The following is a 25,955-nucleotide window of genomic DNA, read 5'->3' on the forward strand; positions in this document are numbered from 1 at the left end:
GATCTTATGGCGCATATATTACTTGCGGAAGACGAGCCTGTCCTGCGCATGCTGATCGGCGATACGCTGGAGGACGAGGGCCATCAGCTGGACATCGCCTGTGATGGAGAGGAAGCCTTGCAAAGGATCGAGCAAAGCCACTACGACCTGATCATTTTGGATTACATGATGCCCAAGCTGACGGGCTACGAGGTCTTGCTCCACATCAAACAGATTCCGGAGAAAGGCAGCTGCAAAATCATGATCCTCTCCGCGAAAAGCCAGCATGCCGAGCGGGAAAAAATGCGTGCAGCAGGCGCGGACGCCTTCATCCCCAAGCCGTTTAGCCCGATGGAGCTGGTGCGGGTGGTGGAGGACATGCTTTCATGAGCGAAATCAGACAGATCTTGAAAAAAAGCATCACCCGCCGCTTCACTGCCATGATGCTTACGCTTCTGTCGCTTCTGGTTGCCGGGGCAGCCATCGTGCTGTACATGAACGACTCCGCCTTCTCTCAATATCAGACGACACTCAAAGCTTCCATGGAAAAGCGAGTGCTCGTGGAACAGATCGTCGAACACACGAACCAGATCTTTTTTCGTGCGCGCGGCTATTACGCCTTTTTGAATCCGAATGAATACAACCAATTGTTCGTGGAAAAGCAAAAGCTGGAGCAGGCGATCGCCGCCTATAAAAAGCTGCCGCTCACCTCACAGGAGCAGGTCGTTGTCTCCTCGATCGAGTCGTTTCAGAGCAACTTTTTCACGAACATCTTTCCGCTGGCATCTGGGTACGCAAAAGCAGGAGATTACGAAGCGCTCCGTGCGTTTTCGTCGAGTGGCGTGAATCAGGAAGTAAATAACCTGATGAGCTATGCTGCCAACTACAAAAAGCAGAACGAGCAGCTGCTGCTGCAAGAAAACCGCACGCTGTTCGCCAATGTGATCAGCCAAAGCCAATGGTTCGTCCTCTACATCGTGGTCGTCCTCATCTTCTCCATCTGGGTAACGAGACGAACCACCCGCGATATCGGCGCCCCTCTCGAACGTCTTTCTGTAGAGGCAGATCGCTTTTCCCGCGGGGAGCTTCCCCATTTCCAAGACCTGCACCGCGTCGACGAAATCGGAAATCTCGCCCGCTCTCTCGACTATTTAATCCGGCAAATCCAGGTCAAGGAAGAAACCTTGATGGCACAAAATGAAGAGCTGCAAGCCCAGCAGGATGAGCTGATGATGCAGCAGGAGGAGCTGCAGGAAGCACTCGCCAAGATGGAGGACAACGAGCGCTACCTGCAAAAGAGAAACCGGCTGATTCAGTCGCTTGCCAATACACTGGACAAGCAGGAGCTGCTGCAAAGCATTATCCGGAACATCGTCGAGGTGATGGATGCGGACAAAGGTGTCATCGTCCTGATGAACACCGATCAAGACGTCTCCAGCTTTGGTGTTTCGGAGCTGGGAGTGGATCAGTTTTTACGGGGACTTGATCACGGCCCGCTCGTTCGCGTACAGGAAACCCGGGAGCCCTACGTGCTTGTACGAGAAAGCACAGATGCCGAACGAGGCTACCAGGAAGCCTATTCGCAGACCTACGAGCTGTATCTGCCCGTGCTGCATGCCGATCAAGAGCTCGTCGCCTGTATCGTCGTCTCTCGCATCGGCCGTTCTCTCTCCCCTCAGGAGCAGCAAATGGCCATGGGACTTTCCAAGCAGATCTCGTTGTCTTTGGACAAGCTTGCCATGCACGAGGAGACGGAAAAGCAGCGCCAGATCACGCAAGATATGCTCGATACCATCCAAGAGGGCGTTCAGCTCGTGGACAACAATGGTGTAACGGTACAGGTAAACCGTACTTTCCGCGAGCTTCTGCAGTTTGATCAGTGTCCTGCAGGTCAGCCGTTGGAGCTTTCCGGATACTTCCGTCACATGGACGGCCTCATATGCGATCACCAAGAGCTCGTCGCTTTCGTGAAAACAGCGCTATCTGAAGATGGCACAGGCGGATTCGCAACCCATCTCATCGAGCTTACTCATCCGCACGTCCGGTACATCCAGCTGTATGCAGAGCATTTGTTCCGCGATCAGAAAAAATGGGGGACCCTGCTCGTCTACCGAGATATTACCAAGGAATACGAAATCGACCAGATGAAGTCGGAGTTCGTCAGTACAGTTAGCCATGAGCTGCGGACTCCGCTCGCCAGTGTACTCGGATTTGCCGAGCTGCTGCTGAACAAAGAGCTGAAGCCGGAGCGCCAGCAGCGCTACATGACCGCGATCTATCAGGAAGCGAAACGGTTGACAGCCCTGATCAATGATTTTCTCGATCTGCAGCGGATGGAATCGGGGCGACAATCCTATGAGGAAGAGCAATTCGCGATCGATCAGCTGATCCGTGAGGTTTTCGCCTTGTACTGCGTACAGTCCACGCGGCACACGTTCCACTTGGAGCTGTTGACCGAGCATACCGCGATTCGCGGCGATAAAAGCAAGCTGCACCAGATGCTGATGAACCTGATCGGCAATGCCGTCAAGTACTCTCCGCAAGGCGGTCAGATCCGTGTCATTTGCCGACGGGAAGGAAACAGGCTGGCCCTGGATGTTCAGGACGAAGGGCTGGGAATCCCTGCCGAGTCGATCCCGCATCTGTTTACCAAATTTTATCGAGTCGATAACTCGGATCGCCGCGAAATCGGTGGGACTGGCCTGGGTCTATCCATCGTCCTGGAAATCGTGCGCGTCCATCAAGGTGAAGTCACTGTGGTCTCGGAGGAAGGGACTGGCAGTACGTTTACCGTCAAGCTGCCGTTGTCTGGCAGTCCTGGGTCAGCGGATCAAAACCGCCTCTCTCCCCCTTTCCAATCGATACCGCTACACCCAAATAGACGGATCGTACTCATTGAAGATGACGCGAACCTGCTGGAGCTGTTACGTGACGAATTGGTGGGCTCAGGCTTTACGGTCTATCCTTTCTCCAAGGCCACTCCTGCCCTGCAGGCGATCGAGCAGATTCGCCCTGACGCCATCGTGCTGGATCTGTTACTAGCAGATGGGGAGGACGGCTGGAAGGTCATTAAGGGCATGAGAGACAACCCCGAGGTGCAAGCCATTCCGATCATCATCTCCAGCGCGCTCGAGGAAAAGAAAAAAGCCTTTGAATGGGGAGCAAACGGGTATCTCATCAAACCGTATCACCCCGATACGCTCTCCAAGACCATTTTGCTGGCTATCTCCAGCAGAGAAGCAGCTGGCCAGATTCTCATACCTGAATAGCAGCCAAAGGCAGTGGGCTTGCATCCACTGCCTTTTTCTCTCCCGATAAATTTCCAGAAAACTTCCCGTTATGTCTATGGGAAACTATGATTTTTCTGTATCGTACAAAATTGCAATAGGCCAGAAAATCTTGGTATATTCGCGGGCATTCCATCACACATTAATAGAGGTAAAAGTCCCCTGCAAAGGAGGAGTTCATTTGTATTTCTCTAAAAAAGCAATCGTTCCGGTCGAAGAAGAGGAAACAGATGTGTGGATGTGCAGCAATGATGGCTGTACGTGCTGGATGAGAGATAACTTTTCCTTTGACGAAAGCCCCAGCTGCCCATTCTGTCAGTCACAAATGGTGAAGGATACGAAAATGCTCCCCGTTTTAACAAATCATAGCAAGCGCCACTCCTAATTGTGCCTTCTCTTTTTTGCCTAGCGGGCCTACAATAAACTCATGACGTACGTTTGTTAGAGGAGTATGCCCATGAACCGAAAAGAGATGGAAGAACAAGTGATTCAAGCCTACCAGCGAGACGAGGGAATGATGATTCTCGTGTTCGCTCAGTGGTGTGTCAACCACGGTCTGGATGCACAGGAAATCTATCGTCGTGCCTATCCCGATCAGGCCTCAAACCCTTTGCTAGCACAGATGATGGAGAATACCGTCCCCAAAGAAGAAGCGGAGGAAATCCCCGATACCACCCTGCTCGGGGTTCTGTCCCTCTTTGGAAACGACGACTTGGCGTTTGTGGTCAGCGAAGAAATGGAACGGCTGAAAAAGCATAGAGGGTAAAGGAGCAAAGTCACACAAAACGGGTGTGGCTTTTTTCTTTGTTTCTTTTGCAACTTCCATGTACAGGTAAACCGTCTAATGTTTACATGCTTCCATACAAGTAAAATCAAATATAATTCTAAGAAACATTTTTTATCGTATAGGGATACGTCGGATATCCGCAGTGTCAGCCATTCGGAGTTTATTGTTTGAGCGATCGCAAGTCGACAAAAATAAATGGAGAATGCCATGTATACGGATTCGAAAATCTTGAAGTCCTTGTTTTACATTCAGTTGGTTTCCAGCTTCTTGGTGGTAGTCGGCCACTTTACGGCCTCCGTGCTTTACTTTAACGATCCTTTTTGGGTAGTCGCCTTAAATCAGATCAGTCGATACGGCACCGTCCTTTTGACGATCGCAACCGGCTATCTGACTGCCTACTCGTTTGATAAGAAGCAGCCCTCGTTTCGCGAGTTTTTCACAGGCAAGCTGATCTACATCTTCATCCCGTTTCTCGTATCCGGGGTGCTCTACCATTACTTGCTGAAAAATGGGATGCCTCACACCGCGGGTGATATCGCCAACATTGTCCTGGGCAAAACAGGAGACCATCTTTACTTCGTGTTCATGATTTGCCAGTACTATGTAGTTGCCTACTTTTTACGAAATGTCATTACCAAGCGCAACATTCTTTACGTCATCTGGATCTTGCTCGCTGTGCAGTACGTCTACATCCATTACCTGCACCAGGGCTGGCTGGGCTTGACCACACGCCATATGCTTCCTACCTGGATCTTTACCCTGTATATGGGGCATCTGCTCTACTGGTATCGGGAGTGGATCCTCACGTTTTTACGGAACAACCGCTCCATCCTCATGGTGGTGACCGGTGTTTCTACTGCGGCTGCGATCTATTTTGTCTTCTCAAACAAGCTTTTTGTGGCTGTTCATCTGACATTTGTTTTTGCAACACTTCTTTCTTTCCTTGTGCTCATGGTCTTTTTCCTGGAGCTGGTCGACCATCTGCATATCAAATTTCGAAAGGGCCTCACCTACTTTATCTTCCTGTTTCACTCGGCCTTCCTCATTTTGTTCAAAGACTTTTTCTATCAGGTCTTTGGCGAAGTATCCTGGATCTTTCAGAATACCTGGTACTCTCTTCTGTACCTGCTTGGAATTTTTGTGTGCAGCGCTCTCTTTTCCGTCCTGCTGGTTCAGCTGGTCAAGCGACTGGAGCGTGCGTGGGCAAGCATGGGGAAAATCCGGAGGGAAAGACTGCAATAACGAACTTAAGCTTTACAGAAAAAAGGCCTCTCACTCGAGGGCCTTTTTTTCGTGCATGCGCCCCATGGCGGGCTGGAACTGCATCGTAAACGTGGTGTTTTTTTCAGAGGACTCGCAGGTAATGGTTCCTGCGTGCCGCTCGATGATCTCCTTGCAGACGTACAGCCCAATCCCTGTCCCAAGCTCCTTCGTCGTAAAAAACGGCTCGAAAATAACAGAAAGCAGGTCAGGGGGAATCGGGATTCCGTTGTTCGAGATGGAGATTTGGGTGATGCCGCTGACTTGTGAGACACGTATGCCCACTACTTTTTGGCCTGACTTGCGGTAGAGGGCATCCAATGCATTGGAAATGATGTTGATGAAGACCTGCTTGATCTCATCACGGTAGCCGGTCAGCTCGCACTCCGAGTCAATCCAGCACTGAATATCTGCATTGACGTCTACGATATTCGGGTACAAAAACGCCAGGATTTCTTCAAAGAGCTGCTGAATATTGAATACCTCGCTCTTTCGTGTGATGACCCCTTTTTTCGAGACCAGCAAAAATTGCGAGACCCGATAATTCAGCTGATACAGCTCATTCACGATGATGTCGACGTACGGAAGATTCGGATGGTCCTCTTTCAGGAGCTTGGAAAACCCGATAATGGAGGTCAGCGGATTCCGGAACTCATGGACAAAGCTGGAAGCCATTTGTCCCAAAATCGTAAGGCGGTCTTTGTGAGAGCGCTCGATAAACAGCTTCTTTTCCGCCAAGTCGTTGTTTTTTAGCTCCGTATATTTCGATACGGCGTGTACCAGAAAAACATCAAAGCACTCGTTAATCTTGACGATTGCGGGTACCAGAATAGACGGTTCAAAGGATCCCTTCTGCAGCAGCTCCAGGATCAGGCTTCGTCCTAGGCAGACATTGTAAACAAAATCCCCGATATTGATGTCCGCCTGATTGCGCTCGTTGGCAACTTTAAACGCTAGCTGTTTAATATCCTCATGCGTAATTTGCTCGCGAAAATACCCGACCACCATTCTGTACATGGCCTGTCCGTTGAGATGAATAAAGCCTTTAAACTGATCGTGTTCGGAAGCTACTACTTGTTCTCGAAACGTCTCCACGATTGCTGTTTCATGCTCATCCAAATATGTACTCAGTTCATTCATCTGCCACCTGTCCCCACTTCGCATGTACACGCATAATATTTGCAAACATTATACTATATCCTGCTTGTTTATTATCCAAATCTTTTGAGTTGTGGGCATTTTTCCTGTTTTCTCCTTTTCTCTCCCAGTTTTAGGAATGAAAAAGGAAGGCGATCACGAAGACAGCCCTCCCCTCCCTTGAAGACCTCCTCATTTTCCACAATCAGAAACGGGTTTCCCACGCCTATGCGCCTGAGGTTTTCCCCTCATCTTCATGTATGATCAAACGCAAACGCTCTTTGCTACTCATCCCACTTTCTTACTTCCCGATCTGTTCGCGACTTTTGCTTCCATCCGCCCCACACACTCTCATGTAACCACGGCTTTCCAAAAGAAGGTTGTAGAGGCTCCATATGGACTCTTACCTTTGTCTGTTCAGAATTGCTCCCGCCCTCCTCTCCTTCTTTTAAAGGGATTGCCGTCTGAATGTCCGAAGGGGGGCGCAGGGAAGCATGCGAAGGTTTCCACGTTTGTTGTATCATTCGCAAAAGATCCTCTTCCTCATGGGACGAGTCTCCCCTTTGGCTCTCTTCCGGAGACAACAGCATTTGAAGCAACTCCCCCTTTTGTCTCCGTATCCGAAAGATCTCCTCCAGCACATTCTGCATTCCAGCTTTCCACTTCTCCAGTGCTTCTAGTTCTACATACTGAGCGGCTTGTAAACACAGTAAAAGCACTCCCTCGGAAAAAGAGTCCGCCGCTGCCACTGCCTTGCCATATCTCTCCTCTACAGTGGGGGAAATGTTTGCGTATCGCCCGCCCTTGCTCCTGACCAGCAGACGAGGCAGCAGCCTCGTAAGCCGGTTAAGAGAGACCCCATGCAACGCAGCGATGGCTTCCAAGCAACGCTGTACCGATTCAAGCCAGTGGAAAAACAGAGGAGTCCCTTCTGGCGGGAACTGCCCTTTCTTTATTTGCTGGGTAAAACCTTTCATCAAGGCTGTCAATGCATTCTCTGCCGCGTGTTCGGCCTCGAACATTCTCCAAAAGCGATCTTGCTGCCCTTCCTCTCCTCCATTGCGGAGCCATTTTTGTACTTCTTTGTGGAGCTGCTCCGCTTGCTTAGTTGTCGCCATCGTCATTATCGACGTCATCGCCATCGCCTTCATCGCCGCCCTTTTGTCGCTCACTTTCCCTGACTTGGCTTTCCAGCTCCAAAATATTGTCGAGCTTGAATTGCGAAAGGATTTGCTTGCTGACGATACTCCGCAGCATCCGTTCCACGCTTTGGTTTACCCGAAGGAGATCTTCCAGACTAACATCGTCCTTTTCCAAAAAATGCTGAATTCTTTCACCCTCTGCGTTCATAATATGGGACAAACTGATTTCTTCCATGGCGATCGAGGCCAACAACAGATGAATGACGTCTTCTCGCTTCAGTGTAATGTTAGGAGTAATATCTGGAATATTGGATAGCGACATCCCTCCACCCCTCCATTTCTCAAAGTAAGTTTTAGCCACCAAACCCCTGCGACTTAATCATTGCGCTTGCGCACGCGCTGTAAAGTAGGCTTCGTTGTACACCACGCTCGGATGCTTGGGATTGTACATTTTGGCCAACTCATGATGAATCCGCGCTTTCTTCGGATCGCCCATGGCCGCCAAATACTCATGGAAAGCCCATGCCATTGAAAGCGGCAAGCTCTTCACACAAGCCGATTTCTGCGCAAGTACTGAACGGGCTTTCCCTCCTCATCCAATGTGAGGTGATAGGGCATGGAGACGGCGTCGTAGTCAAAATCTTGCTGCTCCTTCAGGTCAAACATGAACCAAAGTCCCCTCCTCGTCACGAACGATCATGCACAAGCTGATCGTGAACATGCAGACCGCTCCCTCCCCCCAAAACATTACTACCATCCTATTTCCACTTGCCTTGCAATATGTATCCCGGCATTTCATAAGGATAACCACGGAAGGAACGGTGAGAGGTTGATGACAGCTCCCTTAATCTCTCTGTGCATGATTGCCAAAAATGAAGCGGAGCAAATTTCGCTGGCTCTGCAAAGCGTGCTTCCCATCGTAGACGAGATCATCGTGGTCGATACGGGCTCGACGCATGCGGGGAGCATGGCCTGGTGTTGGCAGCTTCCACGCTTATTCTGCTCTCGCCCGCTGCATGGAGAAAATGGGCAAACAAAAAGAGGCACGCGTATACTCGCAACGCGCCCCGGCCTGACCACCTACAGTTGGAAAGAGCAGCCCCTGCACTGCGGACGCTTTCCCAACAATATTTTCGAGTGCCCTCCTTCCTCAGCCGTTACCGTGTCAAGCACTTAGGCTGGTCCTCCCAAGAGATTCGCCATGAAAAGTAAGAATACCTGACATGAATCTGCCTGATTTGGCGGTTTCTTTTTTTACGAAAGAGAACTTGTAAAAAAACCAGACATTAATGTAAGATTATATAACATAAACATAACGTGTATTTACAGAGGGGAATGAGTCATGTGGGGTTATTACTGAAAATCGTCAACGCGTACAAAAATCCTTCCGCCAATGAGACCGCTGCAGAAAATCAGCTCTTGACCGACGATATTGTAGTGGCGACAGACAGGCTAGAATCCATCGTAGAGCGCATCTACAACGAATCCGGAAGAATCGAGAGGGCTTCGGGCAATGTACTGACGATGAGTGAGAGCATTTTGCGCAATCAGACAGAAGCTCTAGACGGTGTAGAGACCTTGACCCACTTCCTGCAAACGGTTCAGCACCGCGCTGAAGATACCTCTGCACAAGCGAAGACCATGCGCGAGACGAACGCCTCTCTGGAAGAAGACCTGCGCCATGCCACAAAAGCACTGGATCACACCAGTGAAACGTTTACCAGCCTGTTCGAAAATACGATGCGTACGACCCAATCCATTCACTTTCTGCTCGAGAAAATGAAACACATCGCGGAAATCCAAAAGCTGCTGAAAACGATGGTGGAAGAGACTAGTACACTGGCTATGAACGCCTCGATTGAAGCCTCTCACGCTGACGCTACTGGACGCAGCTTTGCCATCGTCGCAGACAGGATCAAAGAGCTGGCTGACCAAGGCAGGCGCAATCTCCTCGACATCGATCCCCTCCTCCACAACATCCAGAGTACCTCCCGAGAAGTCCTCACTGTCCTGGACAAAAATCGAAGCCTAATCGCAGCAAACAAGCAGGAGCTGGGGGACAGCCATCGTTTTCTAGGCCAGGTTCAAGGCCGTTTCGATGTCCTCGAACAAATTATTTCCGAGAATGAGACTTCTTGCCTCAAGCAGGTCGAGACTGTGCAAAACATGACCGGGCAGCTGTCGCATCTCCTGAACAAATCAAAGGAAAGCACTCAGCTGGCTTCCGATGTACAGAGTATTTCTGCCAGTCAAAACAACATCGTCAGACAGCTGCTCGAAGCGAGTAAACATCTCACGGATATCTCCGATGAGTTTTCCGTAGTAGTCAAGCAGCACAGCGATCCTGCAGAGATTATCGACAATCCACAATTTACGATCGACACCTTCGCCCAATGGAAAAGCCAGATGGAGGCGTGGGCGAGCCGGGAAGACCTCCTGTGCTCCTCCCCAGATGCGCTACAGGAGATTTTTCAGGCATGGATGAGCGAAACGGCTGCACTGGAGGCCATATGGCTCAACAATGCGGATGGGGATTTCCTGCACTCGCTGCCACCGGCTGGCATACTCAATGCCAAAAGACGCCAGTGGTTCACCGGCGCACTACAAGATGGTTTTTATATCTCCGCCCCCTACATTTCCGCTATCACCAAGCGACCGTGTGTCACCATCTCCACCTACCTCGTGGACAAGGACGGAACCTGCGGTGTGCTAGGCGCAGATATTCACTGCAACGTGATCGAAGAATAAGAAAAAACCCCCGCTTCTATCGTTTTCCTGCCAGATCAAATGGCATAGGAAACAGGGCGGGGTTAGTTATTCACAGGCATTTGAGAAAATTGTGAATAAGTCTGAATTATCTGTGGGTATCAAGCAATACAGCTGTGGATAGTTTGTGGATGGCATTTTTTCGTTTTAGCCGGTATTTGGCGATTTCGGTACTAAAGTAACAGTTCTGCTGGCCGACTCCCAGGAAACTTCCCGGTTCAAGACTTCAGCAAGCTTTCTGGCTGCGGCGTAAGCGATCCCGTTTTCGATAGAAACATCCAGCAGCTGCCCGTTCACCGTCACCCTTTTCGTGTCAGCTTCCCATCCCACTACTCCCCCAACCGCCTCTGCAACCATCCGGACAGGTAAATAGGAGACACCAGCACGCAAAATCCCCTTAGCTGGAAGTGCCACCTGTATGTTACAGTAATCCACATAACCCTGTGGTTTTTGTGGATTACTTGTTAGTAAGCTGTGGATATCTTGTTTGAAACGATTCCATGCCTCTGCTGCTCCCGTACCAATCGTGCAGTTATTGGGGTACGCACTTAGCTGCTTTACCGCTTCCGGCTTGTACGATTTAGCCCCCACATGATAGCCCATCTCGTTTTCCGGAAGGCACCGGATGATTTCCGTGTCATCCACAATGTAATGGGCGCTCGCCTCCGTCGTCGACTGGTTGAAGTAGCTGCGGTTGGCTCGTGCATCTGCTCCTTTGCTTTCGTTCGCCGTCCAATGGATGACCAGCGCTTTCGGCGTAATGATGATTCCGGGTCTTGCCATCTTGTTGGTCAAAAGCATCTCCGTGATCTGCAGCATTCATTCTCCTTCTCTCTGCTTCATCGCGCGTTCGGTTTTTGCTTTCATCTCGGACTCTACCAGATTGGCGATCGCCTTGGGTACGGGCCATCCTGCGCGTGCCGCATTGGCGGTCAGGCTGTTCCATGTGTGATAAATCAGCCCAAAGGTCACCCCATAAAAAAGAAACCCCGGCGTTGCCATCACCCGGTCCAAGAGGTTCGCCAGAGCAGGCAGAGCCAGGAAAAATAGCGTTCGCGGTATGCGGCTCAGTCCGTACTCGGAAGAATAGGTCTGGTCCTGTTTTTTGGCTGCTTGGATCCCCGTCACCCAGTCAAGGGCAATACAAAACAGGAGAACCACCAAAATATCCGTTCGCCCAGGTCCATACAAATAATGAAAGATAGGGGCAGTGATCGTTCCCGCTGTCGCTGCCCACCCATGTGACGGGGATGCTGCATGCTCGAAGATTTCTAGAAACTTCATGTGCTCATCTCCCTCCTCACCCCCTTGGGGTCAATGGATAAGTTGTTAATAAGTCTTTTCAGTGCAGGTTGAAGAATGTGGATTTCGGTGAAAAGAAATACCCCCGGGATGTCCCGAGGGTCGTTGGTGAATTATTTACTTTTCCATAGTGATGAAGCTCCAAATAATAAAGCTCCAGTGGCGCATCCTGCTAAGCGCTGTCAGCATTGAGCATCTCCTGCACTTCCCCACGTAGATTTACTGGCACAGAATCGATCGTACGACGTCCTAATGAAAGATTATCGGCAGGGGATGTTAGAGCGATTGATCGTAATCTATTATCCTCGTAATTAACTATTACGGTGTATTGATAGTAATAGGCATACGTCCTCGTATCTGTTGAATGGTTTGGTTACGGTGCCCAAGTAATTGTGATACCAGGTACTCCCACTTTGCCATGCAGTAACACTAGAAACCAATTTTAAATTTGGAATTGTTAATGTCTGCGTTTGACTTCGAGATGTACTTTCTGGATATGTTTTACTTGTGGTTGCCAAAATCGCCTCTTTAGGACAGCGTTCTCCAACTCCAACCGCTTAATATAGCGTTCCTGATCGACGTACTGCTTGCGGCGTCCTCGTGTGTCTACCAAACCAAACTCGCCTTGCTGTTTGTATTTACGCATCCATACCTTGAGTCGTCCAATATCTTTGATCCCTAATTCCTTCGCCACTGCCGCCTTCGTCATTCCCTTCAATCTCATCTCAATAGCCCTTTGCTTTAACTCCGCACTGTACGTTTCCTACTTCTTTTCCCTTTGTCCCCATTACGAAAAGCACCCCCTAGAACGAGTATCGTCATTGAGAGGTCTTTTCTCAATGTCCATTCTAAGGGGTGCACTTTATGGCTGAGGAGGCTCTTTCTGAAGTCTTTGTTTGTGTTTCTTTCTTTCGCTTGGCTTAAGTATAAACCACCTCACTTTCCAATAGGGAAAATGAACGGGAGTGTAAAGTTCTGTAAAGATTTGTCTGCCCTCCTGCTTGGAAAGCCCTTCGCTCTCGAGTTGAAACCTTCGAAACCTTCGTCGCTTTCGTCAAACAGCAGAACATCGCGGAGTTTAAAAAGAAGAAGACGCTCTGAGAGAAATCGCTTTGACAGCGTTTCTTTCGATCGTCTTTTTCTTTTCCGTTTGCTATTCGCTTACTGTACCTCGACAGCCCGCACGCCTGCGTATCTTTGCAACGAGTATGGTCGTTCCAATTCCGAGCGTGTACAGCCCAGCACCGATGGCCATTCCCATCCCGGCAGTCGCCCAGATTCCGCAGCTGTCGTCAGTCCTTTGACTGTCTGACGCTGCATGAAAATCATCCCTGCCCCGAGAAAGCCGACCCCACTCACGACCTGCGCCGCGATCCGAGAAGGGTCCAGCCCCAGATTGTTCGGAAATTATAGCATGGCTCCTACAGGGGGGCAGCGTTACTAGCAGGAGCGAATTTGCTGGGCCACTCCGCCGTACATGGCCCACGCCATCTTCGTGACAGCGCTTCTCTTGATTTCGTAGTAACGCTGACGGGAAACCCCGATTTCCTTTGCGATCTGATTATTCTTGTCTCCATCCAGCAGGGCCTCCAGAATCAGCCTCTCTTGCTCATCAGGAATCGTCTCTACCGCTTCATCGATTCTGGCGATTTTGTCCTGGAGGCTCTGCAGCCTTTTCCACTTGCGCTCTCGACGCGCGACTTCGGCATGCGTCTTGTCCCCGAATCCCCCGATCGCTTTCGGCATGGCAAAGTCCAGCCCGTATTGAGCGACCATCCCTTCCCCTGCCTCGCGTAAAAAACGCTGAATGCGGCTAACCTCCAGCTGCATGTAATTGTAGTCGCGGATCTCCTCTTCCGTCCGCTGCACCACTTCAAGGGCTGGCTCCACTTTTGGGGCAGAATTTCGCAGAGGGCGCTGCTGCCCCGAAGTCTGCTGTCCCTCTGCGAACTTGTCCCATTCCGGGCAAGCTTCGACTTTCCCCACATGCTTGTCGTGCACCTGGCAATGCGTCTTTCTCCCCCAACCTGTAGCCGGGCAGCCCTCACATACGTGCTCGCGCAGTTCCTCTTTGCTCATACATGCTCGTGTTGCCATATGGATTCCTCCCTGTAACCATCTATGTGTTTTACGTGATGAACGCGAAAACAGGAACGTTTGTTCTCTTTTATGGTACAAGTATCTCATACAAAATTCCATTGTTCAAGATCTTTCTACTAAAAAATAGAAAAAACACGCCCTCCCAAATGGAAGAGCGTGCCGTGCCGTTATTTTTCCACTTATCCACAGTCCCCTTATTTTTTCTGTGTATAAACTGTTTGTAATTAGGATTTATCTGTGTATAGCTTGTGGACAATTTTCTTCAATCCGTTTGCCGATCTTTTTTCAGCCACTCGATCAGCTCTCGTTCGCGGGCCTTGTTCATCCTTTGCGACTGCTCTGGCGACCACTCGTAAAAGCCCTGTCCGTTTTTCTGCCCGTAGCTGCCTGCATCTACAAGACTTCTCATGGTCGAAAGAGACTCCTGCTGTGTCCCCAGATCCGGGAACAAGTAGCTGGAGATGGCATCGAACACATCCAGACCTCCCATATCGGCTGTCATAAAGGGACCTGTGACGGGCAAGCGGCGTCCGATGCTGTAGCGAACAGCCTTATCAATATCCTCGATCGAGGCAGCCCCTTGCTCATAGATGTACTGGGCTTCCCGGAAAAGCGCGTACTGCAGGCGGTTCCCCACTGATCCGAGAATGTCCTTTTTGACGAGGATCGGCTTCTTGTCCATCGCTTCGAGCAGCACCATCGCTCGCTCTACAGCGGTATCTGCTGTCTTTTCTCCGCGGATGACTTCGACAAGCGGAATGAGATGTCCGGGATTCCAAAAGTGCGTGACCAGCGTCCGCTCGGGGTACTCGATCTGGCTCGCAATAGCTGTAGGACTCAATCCTGATGTGTTGCTCGCCAGGATCGTGTCCGGGGAGCACAGCGCCTCCAGCTCCTGGAACATCTTTTGCTTCATCTCCAGATTTTCCGGGATACCCTCGATGACAAAGCTCGCCCCCTGGACGCATTCCGACAGAGATGTGGTGAAGCAAATTCGTTCTTGCACCGCAGCCTTCTCCTCTGCAGACACGACCCCGTATTCAACGAGAATCCCTAGCTTTTCGGCTACACCTTCCTTGCCGCGCTGAATATCCTGCAGACTCGTTCCCCAGACCTTTACGTGCAAGCCTGCCATCGCAGCGGACAAAGCGATCGAGTGCCCCATCGTACCTGCTCCGATGATCGCCAAGCTTTCCACTGGCTTCCTCATATCGCTGTCCACCCTCCATCCACCTTGATGGTTTCGCCCGTGATGAAGTTTGCCATGTCGGAGGCGAGGAACAGAACAGCCCCGGTAATATCCGATACTTGAGCGAGCTGTCCTAACGGAATTCTCCGCAAAACATCCTGGTAAAATTCCCGGTCCTCGAACATTTTCTTGGTCAGATCCGTCTCGACAAAGGTCGGTGCAACCGCGTTGACCTTTACCCCATAGGAAGCCCACTCCACTGCCAACGCTTTCGTCAGCTGCACGGCACCGCCTTTGCTTGAACAATACGCAGAACGTTTGATATACCCGACAAAGGCCATTTGCGACACCATGTTAATGATGCGTCCCCCACCGTTTTCCGCCATATGCTTCCCGGAGCGCTGCGAGCAGAAGAATGTGCCTTTCAGATTGGTATCCAGCACGCGATCCCAATCCTCTTCCGTGACGTCAAAGGCAGGCTTGGCGATGTTGATTCCCGCATTGTTGACCAGTACATCGAGTCCACCGAGTGTGGCAATCGTGTCATCGACCATCTGGTAAATACTCTGCACATCCTGCATATCTGCGGACAAAAAGTAAGATTCTGCTTGGAACTCGCGCAATTCTTGTACGGCAGCTTCCAAATCTGCTGCATTACGTCCGGTGATCATGACTTTTGCACCTAGTTTGGCAAAGGCGAGAGCAGCGTCCTTTCCAATACCTTTGCTGCCTCCCGTGATGAGGACCTTCTTTCCTTTCAGCTCTTGAAAGTATGTCATCTCCGCTAATCCCCTTTCGACTGCCTTTCTTACATCCCGAGCGAGAACAAGGCAACAGCTAGAATGACTCCAAAAATCGGAACTATCACAGTCATCGCACCAAAAGCCGGATATGCATCTTTATGTGTCTCTCCTGCAATGGCTCGAATGGTCGTAACGACATACCCACCATGCGGCAGAGAGTCAAGGGACCCTGACGAGATCGCGACAACCCGGTGCAACGCTTCAGGATTGACCCCCATATCCATATAGTGTGGAGCAAGCAATGGCAGCGCAATTGTCTGTCCGCCAGAGGCTGACCCTGTGAGACCTGCAATGATACATACAGCCACTGCACTTCCTATCAGCGGACTGCCAGGGATACTCGTCATCATGTCTACTGCACTCGCAAAAGCAGGAGTCGCCTTGGCTACTCCACCAAAACCAACGACAGCTGCAGTGTTCGCAATGGCAATCAAAGCCCCCATCGTGCCTTCTGATACGGCGTGCCAGAAATTGATAAAGTACTTTCGATGGAGCAAGTAGGTAGCAATTACTCCACCCAGCAAAGCGAGAATCAAGGCTGATTGTGCCAATGAATTGTGGAACACAAACGAGATGACCAGAACGACCAGGAGCGGAATCATACTCACGATAGGATTAGGTAAATTTTCTCTCACATCCCTATTGTCCGTTTCCCGCGAAACGAAGCGCTCCCCTTTTTGAACCGCTTTCATAATCATCCGTTTTAACCACCAGTAACCGAAAATCATCATGAAAACAGCAACGACCAAGCTTACTTCCCAGCCTGCATACGGTGTCGTGTGCAAATATGGAATCGGAATCCAGTTTTGAATTTCAGGTGAACCAGCCGAAGTCATCGTAAAAGTCGTGGAGCCAAAGCCAAGAGCCGCAGGGATAAAGCGTCTTGGCAAATTCGCCTCTCTAAACAAGCTGATGGCCATCGGATAAACGGAAAAGGCAACGACGAACAAGCTCACGCCGCCATATGTCAAAACCGCGCAGGCAATGACGATCGCAAGCGCTGCGTTTTTCATGCCAATTTTTTCAACGATCCATTTGGATACACTGTCCGCAGCTCCGCTATCTTCCATCAGCTTTCCAAAAATTGCGCCAATGAGAAACATTAAATACCACGATGTAATAAATCCTGTAAAACCGCTCATGTAATTGGCCACGAAGTTCGCTTCGCCTTCAGCAGCCAGCTGCGGGAAAAGTGGCAGTCCATTACATACAGCGACAAACAAAGCAGAGAACGGAGCAACAATTAACAAGTTCATGCCTCTCATAGTCAAAATGATGAGAAGGGCCAAGCCTCCAATCAAACCAATCATACTAATCATCCGAATCACTTCCCATCTTCTGCGTTATTACTTGCTGCCTGGAGCCTCGCTCGGAGGAGAGGAGCCTAGCTGTCGCGGTGCTCGCTCCCCTTCCTTGCAAGACAACATCCCACTTACTTCTTTCCGTAGCGGCGCACACGGAGCAACGCCTGCTCGGCATGTCCTGCGAAGTTTTCCAGCTGGCACAGACGCGCTGCGTATTCTCCGATGTAGGCACTCGCTTCTTCGCTTACTTTTTGGTAGGTGACCGTTTTCAGGAATTTCCCGACCCACAGTCCGCCTGTGTAACGAGCCGCGCCTTTGGTTGGCAGGGTATGGTTGGTTCCGATGACTTTATCGCCGTAAGCTACGTTGGTCTCCGGGCCGAGGAACAGGCAGCCGTAGTTGGTCATGTTGTTCAGGAAGAAATCAGGGTCCTTCGTCAAAATTTCCACGTGCTCAAATGCGAGACGATTTGCCTCAACCAGCGCTTCCTGCTCATCCTCTACCAGGATGATTTGACCGTAATCACGCCAGGAAACACTTGCTACATCTGCTGTCGGAAGCACGGTAAGCTGACGCTCGATTTCTTTGATCGTCTCTTCGGCCAGCTTTTCCGAGGTCGTGATCAAAGCACCTGGAGATGTCGGTCCGTGCTCGCCTTGGCCGAGAATATCGGTCGCGATCATTTCGGCATCTGCTGTTTCGTCTGCAACAACCAATGTTTCCGTAGGCCCTGCAAATAGGTCGATCCCCACACGGCCATACAGCTGGCGCTTCGCTTCCGCTACAAAAGCATTTCCTGGTCCCACGAGCATATCGACCGGCTTGATTGTTTCGGTACCGACTGCCATTGCGGCCATCGCCTGAATGCCGCCGAGAATGTAGATCTCATCTGCTCCTGCCATATGCATCGCAGCTACCGTAGCTGCTGGAATTTCTCCGTTGATGGGAGGTGTGCAAGCGATGACGCGTTTGACACCAGCTACCTTTGCGGTCAGTACGCTCATGTGTGCCGAAGCGACCATCGGATAGCGTCCGCCCGGGATATAGCAGCCTACACTATCGACCGGGATGTTTTTGTGACCCAGAATCACTCCTGGCAAGGTCTCCACTTCGATGTCGAGCATGGATTTGCGCTGTTCCTCTGCAAAACGGCGTACGTTGCTCTGTGCAAATTTGATATCATCGATGGTCTGCTCCGGTACACCGCTGATGATTTCCGCGATTTGCTCTTCAGTCAGGCGGAACTGCTCGGGACTCCATTTATCGAATTTGGCAGAAAGCTCCCGTACGGCTGCATCACCTTCCTGCTCGATTTTTTGAATCGTTTGGCGTACGGTTTCCGCTACCTGCGCGTCGTTTTGTGCGATTTCGTCCTTCGCTTTTCCTTGTTTCAAAAATCTTGCCATGTTCGTTCCCTCCTGTTTTTTGCATACGTATGCAGTTTTCAGAAATTTTTTCTCACTCTTTTATGCATACGTATGCATTTTGGAGTGAGAAAAATTTCAGAGCATTTTTAATCTATGCCCAAATTGTAAAGATAACCGCTTACATTTGTCAACGGCTTAAATTTTTTTCCGAGTCGTCCCGCGCTCGATCAAGTGCCCGGAAACGAGCTTTGACACGGGTTCTACCACTTCTATTTTCATTTCGTTCAGAAGTGTATCGATGGTCAACTCAATCATCTCGTCAACAGGCTGCTCCCATGTCGTCAGCTCGTGAGAAGGCCAGGATGCCATTTTGATGTTGTCAAATCCGACGACCGCGATGTCATTCGGAACGGATAGCCCCATTGCCCCTGCAGCATCCATTGCACCTAGTGCTGTAATATCATTGGCCCCGAAAATGACGTCTGGCACCTCTCTTCTCTTCAACAGCCGAATCGCAGCGTCATAGGCTTTCTCGTAAGTGTAGTCCCCCTCTTCTATCATCGGTTCTATTCCCTTCTCCTGCAAAAACTCGCAAAAGCCCCGTTGCCGATCCTGACTGGTCGAGGTATTGGTTCTGCCTGTGATATACGCCATTTTCCGATAGCCCTGCTCGTACAAATAGCTCGCGATCTGCCGGGCAGCCGCGTAGTTGTCGCAGCTGACGGAATAGCACGGGACATCTTTGCTGTAGCGATTGAACAGAATCACAGGGATGTTGTTCTCATGCAATTGAGTCACAACTTTAGAGGACAAATACGCATCTGTTACGATCACACCCTCGACGCTGTATTCCAGGAATTGCGTGATTTCCTCCTGCTGGATCTCATCATTTTCCGTGTACACAAACAAAACGTGATACCCTTTATCACGCAGACCTTTGGTGAATTTGCCCAGCACTTCATGGTAGAACGGGTTTTCCATATCACGCATCGCCAAACCGACGATGTTGGTCTTGTTCATGATCAAACCGCGTGCGAGCGCATTTGGGCGATAGCCGAGCTCCTTCGCTACCTCCAGCACCTTTCGCTTGGTTTTTTCCGATACGTTTGACCCGGGGGTGAAAACACGCGAAACAGTAGATTGAGAGACTTTAGCAACTCTCGCAACCTCCATCGCATTTACCGGCTTTTTCTTCACAAGGTTCCCTCCGAATCCAGAGTGTGGAACCTTTATTTTAGCACGATTCCCCTCCAACAAAAACAGCACGATCCTGGTAGACCGTGCTGCATTGCGTAAACAGATTTCAAGACGAAATGGCGGCTTTATGCTGACCGCCGCGCAAAGAGAGCACTTCCTGCTCGTACTGCTTTACCTCTGTCAGCCACTCCTCACGCACAGGAACCCCCTGTCGCGCACAAAACATATCCCATACAACTCCGAACGGATAGGTTTTAAATTCCTCCATGAGCGCGAGCCGCGTCGTGTAATCGCCTGCAAGCTCGACCTGACGCAGGTAATCCGTCGGCTCCAGCATGGCACGCAGAAGCGCCTTTTGCGTATTGCGCATCCCGATCACCCAAGCCGCAATCCGGTTGATGCTGCCGTCAAAAAAGTCCAGACCGATGTGAGTCATGCCAAGCAAATCGTGCCGCACCAGCTCCCGAGCGATGTCCAAAAGCTCATCATCCATGATGACGACGTGATCGCTGTCCCAACGAACCGGACGGCTGACGTGCAGCAGAATGCCCTGGGAAAAGAGCGCGAGTGACGAGAGCTTGCCCGAGATCGTCTCGGTCGGGTGGAAATGCCCGGCGTCGAGGCAGATAATTTTACCATTTTGCAGCCCATAGCCCATGTAAAATTCATGGGAGCCGACCACGTAGCTCTCAGACCCGATCCCGAACACCTTGCTCTCTACCGCATCCAGATTGTGGGCAGGATTGTGCTCTTCGCGGAAGATTTCATCGAGAGCGTCCTTCAAACGCTGGCGTGGAGCCATCCGATCTACGGGAATGTCCTTGTAGCCGTCTGGAATCCATACATTCGTCACGCAGGTTTGCCCGAGCTGCTCGCCAAAGTACGCGCCGATTTTCCGAGATGCCTTGCAGTGATCGATCCAAAATTGGCGGATTTGCGGGTCTGGATGGCTCAGCGTAAAGCCATCCGCGGATTTTTCATGAGAGAAGCAGGTCGGATTAAAGTCCAAGCCTAGCCCTTGCTCCTTGGCCCAGTTGACCCACTTTTCAAAATGCTTGGGAGCCAGCTTGTCGATCTCCACCTGCTCGTCCGTATCGGCGTAAATGGCGTGCAGATTGACTTTATGCTTGCCGGGAATAAGCGAAAACGCCTTCTCCAAGTCCTGGCGCAGCTCCTCTGGCGTCCGCGCAGCTCCCGGATAATTCCCCGTGACAGCGATTCCTCCCGTCAGCTCCTGATCGCGGTTAAGAAAGCCGCGAACGTCATCGCCTTGCCAGCAGTGCATGGACACCTTGATCGCGGAAAGCTTCTCCAGAACAGCCTCCACATCGATCCCGTGCTTTTCGTACAGCTTTTTCGCCTCTTGATAGCTCGCTTCTAGTCCTGTGCTCACACTTGTCACTCCTTTCCTTTCGCCGGTTGTCACTCGTTTGAATTCCTCGATCCATTCCGCTCGATGGCAAGCCTCCTCCGGTTCGTAAATCGCGCTCGCAAATGTATGGCGGATCAAGCTTCGCGCCTCGTGAATATCGCTCACTTCACCCGTGGCGATCATCTGTACAGCAAGATTGCCTAGCGCCGTCGATTCCGTCGGCCCAGCCGTTACCTTTTTGCCGGAGACGTTCGCCGTCAGCTGGCAGAGCAGCTGGTTGCTGGACCCGCCGCCCACGATGTGGATGACCTCGATGGCGCGCCCCGTAATCGCTTCCATTTCCTCGACGCACAAAGCATACAGGATCGCCAGATTGTCGTAGATACAGCGGGCAATTTCTCCCGGTGTCTGCGGAACGAGCTGCCCCGTTTCCCGGCAGTAGCTCTGGATTTCGCCGACCATGCTGCGCGGATTCAGAAAACGGGCGTCTGTAAAATCGATGAAGGTCGTAAAAGCCGGCTCCTCTTTCGCCAGCTCGACGAATCCACCAAACGAAATGGCCCCCTCATAATGGCGATGGACCTCTTGGATGAGCCACATTCCCATGATGTTTTTCAAAAAGCGATACGTATGGAAGGCGCCCCACTCGTTCGTAAAATTGCGTTCGCGTGCCTCTGCGCTGTGGATCGGGCTGTCCAGCTCCACTCCCATCAGCGACCAGGTTCCGCTGCTGAGGTAGGCAAATGACTTGGCGGGATCCGCCGGAACACCAAGCACCGCTGACGCCGTGTCATGGGTAGCGACGCAGATTACTTCGCAGTCAGGCAAGTCGTATGCTTCATGCCATTTTGACTGGACCCTGCCTAGTGATGTGCCTGGCTGGACCAGCTCCGCAAATTGGGAGCGGTCCAGACCCAGCAGCTTCAGAAGATCCTCATCGTACTCACGAGTCTGCAGATGCAGCAGCTGCGTCGTCGAGGCGTTTGTCACTTCGTTGATTCGTTTTCCCGTAAGCAAAAAGTACAAGTAATCCGGCACCAGAAGAATCTGGTCGGCTTGCTTCAGCTGTACGGAATCGTGCACCGCCAGCTGGAACAAGGTATTGAAGGGCTGAAACTGAATGCCCGTTTTTTCATAGATAGCTTCGGCTGACAGCTGTCGCGTCACCTTTTCGATGGCATGCTTCGTCCGCTCGTCGCGATACGCATAGATCTCATGCAGTCGCTGACCTTCCCCATTCAGCAGTACGTAGTCAACCGCCCACGTATCGATGCCCAGCGTACATGCTGTGATGCCCTGCTGTTTCACCTTTTGCAGCCCTGTCATGACTTCCTGGAATAAATAGTCGATGTTCCAGTAGCAGTGCCCCTCCACTTCTTCAAAGCCGTTTTGGAACCGATGAATCTCTTGCAAATGGATTCGCCCGTCCAAAACGGTTCCCAAGACCAGCCGCCCGCTCGAAGCCCCAATATCTACGGCAATATGGCTTCCCACTCCATGCACCTCCCTCTACTAGCGCCTACTTTAAGTAAAAGACTTCCTTCAGTTCGAGAGAGACAGGGCTATTGTCTTCGTTCGTTTCCATGACATCTTTCATATACGCCCACCACTTCTGGCAGATTTCCGTTTCCGCCGTCTCGCTCCAGCGCTCTTCATCCTCAATCACCAGGTAGGCAAACAGACGGCTATTGGCCGGGTCGAGAAAGATCGAGTAATCATGCGCCCCATACTCTTTGAGCATCTCGATCATCTCCGGCCAGATTTCGTCGTGGCGGCGCTTGTATTCCTCGTGGCAATCCCCGAATACATGCATGACAAACGCTTTACGAATCATCTTCGTTCCCCCTATTCCGTGCTTATCGTGTAAACGCGGCAGGTACGCCGCCGTCAATGGTCAGCATGCAGCCCGTTGTCTTCTCCGATTTGGAGGAGGCGAAAAAGAGAATGCCCTCCGCGATATCTCTCGGATAAATGTTCACGAGCAGCGTCGTGCGCTTGCGGTAGTAGTCTTCCAACTGATCAGGCTCGATTCCGTAGGCCGCGGCACGCTCATTTCGCCAGCTGGAATTCCAGATCGCCGAGCCTTGCAAAATCGCATCCGGCAAAATCGTGTTGACGCGAATGCCGTGCTCTCCCCCCTCTGCTGCGATGCAGCGAGCGAGGTGAACTTCCAGCGCTTTTGCCGAGCTGTAAGCCGTTACGTTCTTCCCTGCGTAGACGGAGTTTTTCGAGCCGACGAACACCATATTGCCGCCGATGGCCTGTGCTTTCATCTGCTTGAACGCTTCGCGAGCCACGAGGAAGTATCCGGTCCCAAGTACGGCGATATTCAGATTCCATTCCTTTAGTGTTGTTTCATCAAAGGGACTGGAGGTTGCGAGGCCCGCATTGTTCACGACTGTATCCACCCCGCCATAGGCGAGTGCCGCCTGTGCCAGAGCCGCTTGCACGTCTGCTTCGCTCGTAACGTCCATTTTCACCGCACTGGCACGACCTTCACCAAAACGCTCGTTGATTTCCTGTGCGACCTTTTCTGCTCCTTCGAGGTTCAAGTCTGCCAATACGACGTGGGCACCTTCTGCTACGAAGCGACGGCACGTCTCGCTTCCGATTCCGCCCGCTCCCCCCGTGACGAACACCACTTTGCGGGAAAACTCTGCCTCTGCCGGAGCCAAAGACAGCTTATAGAGCTCCAGCGGCCAATACTCCACGTTGAACGATTCGTTTTCACTCAAGGAGACAAAGCTGCCCAAGGCTGTCGCTCCGCGCATGACCGCGATCGCACGATGGTAGAGAGCGCCGCTTACCTGTGCATTGGACCAGCTTTTCCCGGTATTCACCATGCCGACACCCGGGATGAGGATGACACGTGGTGCCGCTTCCGACATCTGGTCTCCCTCATTTTTGTTTCGTTCAAAATAGCTTGTATATTCTTCCTTGAAGCGAGCGATCCCCGAAAGCAGGCTTTGCTTCAACCCCTCTACGTCTCTGGATGCGGGATCCCACTCTACGTACAGCGGAACCATTTTCGTGTGCACCAGATGATCGGGGCAGGCAGCACCGACCTGCGACAGCTCTCGGGCATCACGGCTGTTGACAAACTGGAGCACATTTTCCCCGTCGTCGTAAGTCAGGAGCATCCGTTTCGTATCACTGACAGCCCCGCGAATGACAGGCATCACTTGTGCCAGGATTTGCTTTCGTTCTTCTTCCGGAATGGTTTCAAAGCGCTGTCCACCGAATACGGACGCTTCATTTACCTTCGATTCGATGTACGCTTCCGCTTCCTGAATGATCGCAATCGTTTTCTCGTAGCATGCCTCAGACGTATCTCCCCACGTCACCAGCCCGTGCTTTTCCATCAGCACCAGCTCTGCCTGTGGGTTTTCCTGTACGCCTTTTGCGATCATTTTGGACAGGGTAAAGCCGGGACGCACATAAGGAACCCAGACAAAACGGTCTCCGAAAATCGAACGCGCCACTTCCTTCCCGTTGTCCGCGCAGCAAATGCTGATGATCGCGTCCGGGTGAGTATGATCCACATGGGGAAACGGCAGAAAGGCATGCAGGAGTGTTTCGATGGATGCGCGCGGATGCTTGCTGTCTACCATGCAATGCGACAGATAGGCAACCATTTCCTCATCGGACATTTCCTCCCGTTCCAGAAGCGGCTGGACATCCTCGAGCCGCAATCCCGTGAAATTGCCCGCTTTCATCGTAGCGAGGTCCGAGCCGCTGCCCTTTACCCACATCACGTCAATCTCTCGGCCGCGAAAGTCCGTGATTTTTGTCTTTGAGGAGGTATTTCCTCCGCCCCAGTTGCACACCCGCCGATCCGTACCGATCAGATTCGAGCGATAGACCAGCTCCTCCAGTCCGTTTTGGCATTGTGCTGCCTGTTCGCGATTCCATAAGCTCTGTATCATCTCGTACCTCCACTTTTTTCTGATTGATGGACTGCTTATTGGAAAATCAGATTTTGACCCATTTTCGCAAATACCCTTTCAGATTTGGCACCATGACGGCCAGAATCAGCAAAAGTCCGATAATGACGAGCAGCATCTGTGCGGGTACGTTGACAAGCCCCAGACCGTAACGCAGGAAACCAATCAGGAAAATGGCGAGAATCGCGCCGATCATTCTTCCTTTTCCGCCTGATGTACTGATTCCGCCCAGAACGACCATCGCAATCACGTCCAGCTCGTAGCCCGTCGCGATATTCGGCCGGGTGCTGCCCATCCGCGAAGTGAGGAACAGCGCCGTGACTGCTGACATGAGACCTGCAAGCGTAAAGACGAGAATTTTGATTTTGTCCACCTGTATTCCGGAAAATTGACTGGCTGTCAAATTGCTCCCCATCGCATAAACGCGTCTGCCAAATGTGGTTTTGTGCAGCAAAAGCCCAAAAATCACAGCAAAAACCGCAAAAACAATCAGGATAAACGGAACAGATCCCACATATCCCCATCCGAGGAACTTGAACCATTCCGGGAACTTGCCGGCAGCCTGGTCTTCCAGCAGAATGTACGCGATCCCCCGATAATTGATCATGGTCGCCAAGGTCACGATAACTGCTGAAAGCTCCTTGAATCGGGTGATCAAGAGACCGTTGACGTACCCGCACAAGGTCCCTACTGCCAAACAGATGACGACTGCCAGCTCCATCGGAACCCCCATTGTGTATAGATCAGCCATCACGACAGATGACAGCGCTACGATGGACGCGACAGAAATATCGATGTCTCCGAGAATGATGATAAAAACCATCGGCAGGACGATAAACGCCTTGTCGAGGAAGGTCATCGTCGCATCCCGCAGACTGTCAGCGTTCAAATAGTAGGGAGAGAGATTGGCGTTGATCACATTCACCAGAATAAAGATGAGGACGAGCATCCATTCCCACTGCAGAAAAAAGGTTTTCCACGAGAACTCCTTTTTCCCGATGATGACTCTCTTTTCCATC

At 51.3% G+C, this 25,955-nt stretch carries 24 protein-coding genes and 3 pseudogenes; 7 read left to right on the forward strand and 20 right to left on the reverse strand.

Annotated features, from left to right (window positions below):
• The first annotated feature begins 6 nt into the window (after nt 1-6).
• From ACLIN2_RS26265 to ACLIN2_RS26285, 5 genes are all read left to right on the forward strand, one after another.
• Complete coding sequence (locus ACLIN2_RS26265) at nt 7-369, forward strand: response regulator transcription factor (RefSeq protein ID WP_400585048.1); 363 nt, start codon at nt 7-9, stop codon at nt 367-369.
• Nucleotides 366-3,248, forward strand: coding sequence for an ATP-binding protein (locus tag ACLIN2_RS26270; RefSeq protein ID WP_411502583.1), 2,883 nt, complete (start codon nt 366-368; stop codon nt 3,246-3,248). The genes ACLIN2_RS26265 and ACLIN2_RS26270 overlap by 4 nt, the downstream gene beginning before the upstream one ends.
• A gap of 199 nt (nt 3,249-3,447) precedes the next feature.
• Nucleotides 3,448-3,651: a cold-shock protein gene (locus ACLIN2_RS26275; RefSeq protein ID WP_092273828.1), complete on the forward strand. Its 204-nt coding sequence runs from the start codon at nt 3,448-3,450 to the stop codon at nt 3,649-3,651.
• A gap of 72 nt (nt 3,652-3,723) precedes the next feature.
• A complete protein-coding gene (locus ACLIN2_RS26280) occupies nt 3,724-4,032 on the forward strand; it encodes a hypothetical protein (RefSeq protein ID WP_092273831.1) in 309 nt (102 codons plus the stop codon).
• Nucleotides 4,033-4,260: 228 nt separating this feature from the next.
• The gene (locus ACLIN2_RS26285; RefSeq protein ID WP_310229842.1) at nt 4,261-5,295 is read left to right on the forward strand and encodes an acyltransferase family protein; all 1,035 of its coding nucleotides are present in this window, start codon (nt 4,261-4,263) and stop codon (nt 5,293-5,295) included.
• 30 nt (nt 5,296-5,325) lie between these two features.
• Here the strand turns inward: ACLIN2_RS26285 and ACLIN2_RS26290 are convergent, their stop codons facing one another.
• The 4 genes from ACLIN2_RS26290 to ACLIN2_RS26305 form a co-directional block, all read right to left on the reverse strand.
• On the reverse strand, nt 5,326-6,453 hold the full coding sequence (locus tag ACLIN2_RS26290) for a histidine kinase N-terminal domain-containing protein (RefSeq protein WP_411502584.1): 1,128 nt from the start codon (nt 6,451-6,453) through the stop codon (nt 5,326-5,328).
• Nucleotides 6,454-6,734: 281 nt separating this feature from the next.
• The gene (locus ACLIN2_RS26295; protein ID WP_310229839.1) at nt 6,735-7,586 is read right to left on the reverse strand and encodes a hypothetical protein; all 852 of its coding nucleotides are present in this window, start codon (nt 7,584-7,586) and stop codon (nt 6,735-6,737) included.
• Entirely contained in the window at nt 7,555-7,914 is a 360-nt protein-coding gene (locus ACLIN2_RS26300; RefSeq protein WP_122961155.1) for a hypothetical protein, read from the reverse strand. The genes ACLIN2_RS26295 and ACLIN2_RS26300 overlap by 32 nt, the downstream gene beginning before the upstream one ends.
• A 57-nt stretch (nt 7,915-7,971) precedes the next feature.
• Nucleotides 7,972-8,121, reverse strand: coding sequence for a hypothetical protein (locus tag ACLIN2_RS26305; protein WP_310229836.1), 150 nt, complete (start codon nt 8,119-8,121; stop codon nt 7,972-7,974).
• Between the two features lie 303 nt (nt 8,122-8,424).
• Here ACLIN2_RS26305 and ACLIN2_RS26310 point away from each other — a divergent pair.
• Nucleotides 8,425-8,544: pseudogene (locus ACLIN2_RS26310) on the forward strand (glycosyltransferase family 2 protein); the annotation flags it as partial.
• A gap of 392 nt (nt 8,545-8,936) precedes the next feature.
• A complete protein-coding gene (locus tag ACLIN2_RS26315) occupies nt 8,937-10,340 on the forward strand; it encodes a methyl-accepting chemotaxis protein (RefSeq protein WP_411502585.1) in 1,404 nt (467 codons plus the stop codon).
• A 165-nt stretch (nt 10,341-10,505) separates the two neighbouring features.
• On the opposite strand, the gene ACLIN2_RS26320 is transcribed toward ACLIN2_RS26315, so the two are convergent.
• The 16 genes and pseudogenes from ACLIN2_RS26320 to ACLIN2_RS26395 all read right to left on the reverse strand — a co-directional run bounded on the left by ACLIN2_RS26320 (nt 10,506) and on the right by ACLIN2_RS26395 (nt 25,954).
• On the reverse strand, nt 10,506-11,177 hold the full coding sequence (locus ACLIN2_RS26320) for an N-acetylmuramoyl-L-alanine amidase (protein WP_411502586.1): 672 nt from the start codon (nt 11,175-11,177) through the stop codon (nt 10,506-10,508).
• A complete protein-coding gene (locus ACLIN2_RS26325; RefSeq protein ID WP_411502587.1) occupies nt 11,178-11,642 on the reverse strand; it encodes a phage holin family protein in 465 nt (154 codons plus the stop codon). It lies immediately after the preceding gene.
• Between the two features lie 190 nt (nt 11,643-11,832).
• Nucleotides 11,833-11,979, reverse strand: coding sequence for a CD1375 family protein (locus ACLIN2_RS26330; protein ID WP_411504600.1), 147 nt, complete (start codon nt 11,977-11,979; stop codon nt 11,833-11,835).
• Nucleotides 11,980-12,117: 138 nt separating this feature from the next.
• Nucleotides 12,118-12,390 carry a helix-turn-helix domain-containing protein gene (locus ACLIN2_RS26335; protein ID WP_310230049.1) on the reverse strand — a complete coding sequence of 91 codons (273 nt, stop codon included), beginning with the start codon at nt 12,388-12,390 and terminating at the stop codon, nt 12,118-12,120.
• Between the two features lie 471 nt (nt 12,391-12,861).
• A pseudogene (locus ACLIN2_RS26340) lies at nt 12,862-13,052 on the reverse strand (MgtC/SapB family protein); the annotation flags it as partial.
• 48 nt (nt 13,053-13,100) lie between these two features.
• Complete coding sequence (locus tag ACLIN2_RS26345; protein ID WP_411502588.1) at nt 13,101-13,757, reverse strand: hypothetical protein; 657 nt, start codon at nt 13,755-13,757, stop codon at nt 13,101-13,103.
• Between the two features lie 265 nt (nt 13,758-14,022).
• Nucleotides 14,023-14,970 carry a 3-hydroxyacyl-CoA dehydrogenase family protein gene (locus ACLIN2_RS26350; protein ID WP_411502589.1) on the reverse strand — a complete coding sequence of 316 codons (948 nt, stop codon included), beginning with the start codon at nt 14,968-14,970 and terminating at the stop codon, nt 14,023-14,025.
• Nucleotides 14,967-15,728: an SDR family NAD(P)-dependent oxidoreductase gene (locus tag ACLIN2_RS26355; protein ID WP_411502590.1), complete on the reverse strand. Its 762-nt coding sequence runs from the start codon at nt 15,726-15,728 to the stop codon at nt 14,967-14,969. Before ACLIN2_RS26355 ends, ACLIN2_RS26350 begins: the two co-directional genes overlap by 4 nt.
• Nucleotides 15,729-15,757: 29 nt before the next feature.
• Nucleotides 15,758-17,071, reverse strand: coding sequence for a GntP family permease (locus ACLIN2_RS26360; RefSeq protein ID WP_411502591.1), 1,314 nt, complete (start codon nt 17,069-17,071; stop codon nt 15,758-15,760).
• Nucleotides 17,072-17,184: 113 nt separating this feature from the next.
• The gene (gene hisD, locus ACLIN2_RS26365) at nt 17,185-18,462 is read right to left on the reverse strand and encodes a histidinol dehydrogenase (RefSeq protein WP_411502592.1); all 1,278 of its coding nucleotides are present in this window, start codon (nt 18,460-18,462) and stop codon (nt 17,185-17,187) included.
• 156 nt (nt 18,463-18,618) lie between these two features.
• Nucleotides 18,619-19,620, reverse strand: a complete 1,002-nt coding sequence (locus ACLIN2_RS26370; RefSeq protein WP_092273872.1) for a LacI family DNA-binding transcriptional regulator — start codon at nt 19,618-19,620, stop codon at nt 18,619-18,621.
• Nucleotides 19,621-19,726: 106 nt separating this feature from the next.
• Nucleotides 19,727-21,013, reverse strand: coding sequence for an L-rhamnose isomerase (gene rhaA, locus ACLIN2_RS26375; RefSeq protein WP_411504601.1), 1,287 nt, complete (start codon nt 21,011-21,013; stop codon nt 19,727-19,729).
• Between the two features lie 111 nt (nt 21,014-21,124).
• Nucleotides 21,125-22,495, reverse strand: a pseudogene (gene rhaB, locus ACLIN2_RS26380) (rhamnulokinase); the annotation flags it as partial.
• Between the two features lie 16 nt (nt 22,496-22,511).
• On the reverse strand, nt 22,512-22,826 hold the full coding sequence (rhaM, locus tag ACLIN2_RS26385; protein WP_122961158.1) for an L-rhamnose mutarotase: 315 nt from the start codon (nt 22,824-22,826) through the stop codon (nt 22,512-22,514).
• A gap of 22 nt (nt 22,827-22,848) precedes the next feature.
• Nucleotides 22,849-24,918, reverse strand: coding sequence for a bifunctional aldolase/short-chain dehydrogenase (locus ACLIN2_RS26390; protein WP_411502593.1), 2,070 nt, complete (start codon nt 24,916-24,918; stop codon nt 22,849-22,851).
• A 46-nt stretch (nt 24,919-24,964) separates the two neighbouring features.
• A complete protein-coding gene (locus ACLIN2_RS26395) occupies nt 24,965-25,954 on the reverse strand; it encodes an ABC transporter permease (protein WP_411502594.1) in 990 nt (329 codons plus the stop codon).
• Between the last annotated feature and the right edge of the window lies 1 nt (nt 25,955).

The sequence above is a fragment of the Brevibacillus centrosporus genome (assembly GCF_046622605.1).
GTDB lineage: Bacteria > Bacillota > Bacilli > Brevibacillales > Brevibacillaceae > Brevibacillus > Brevibacillus centrosporus.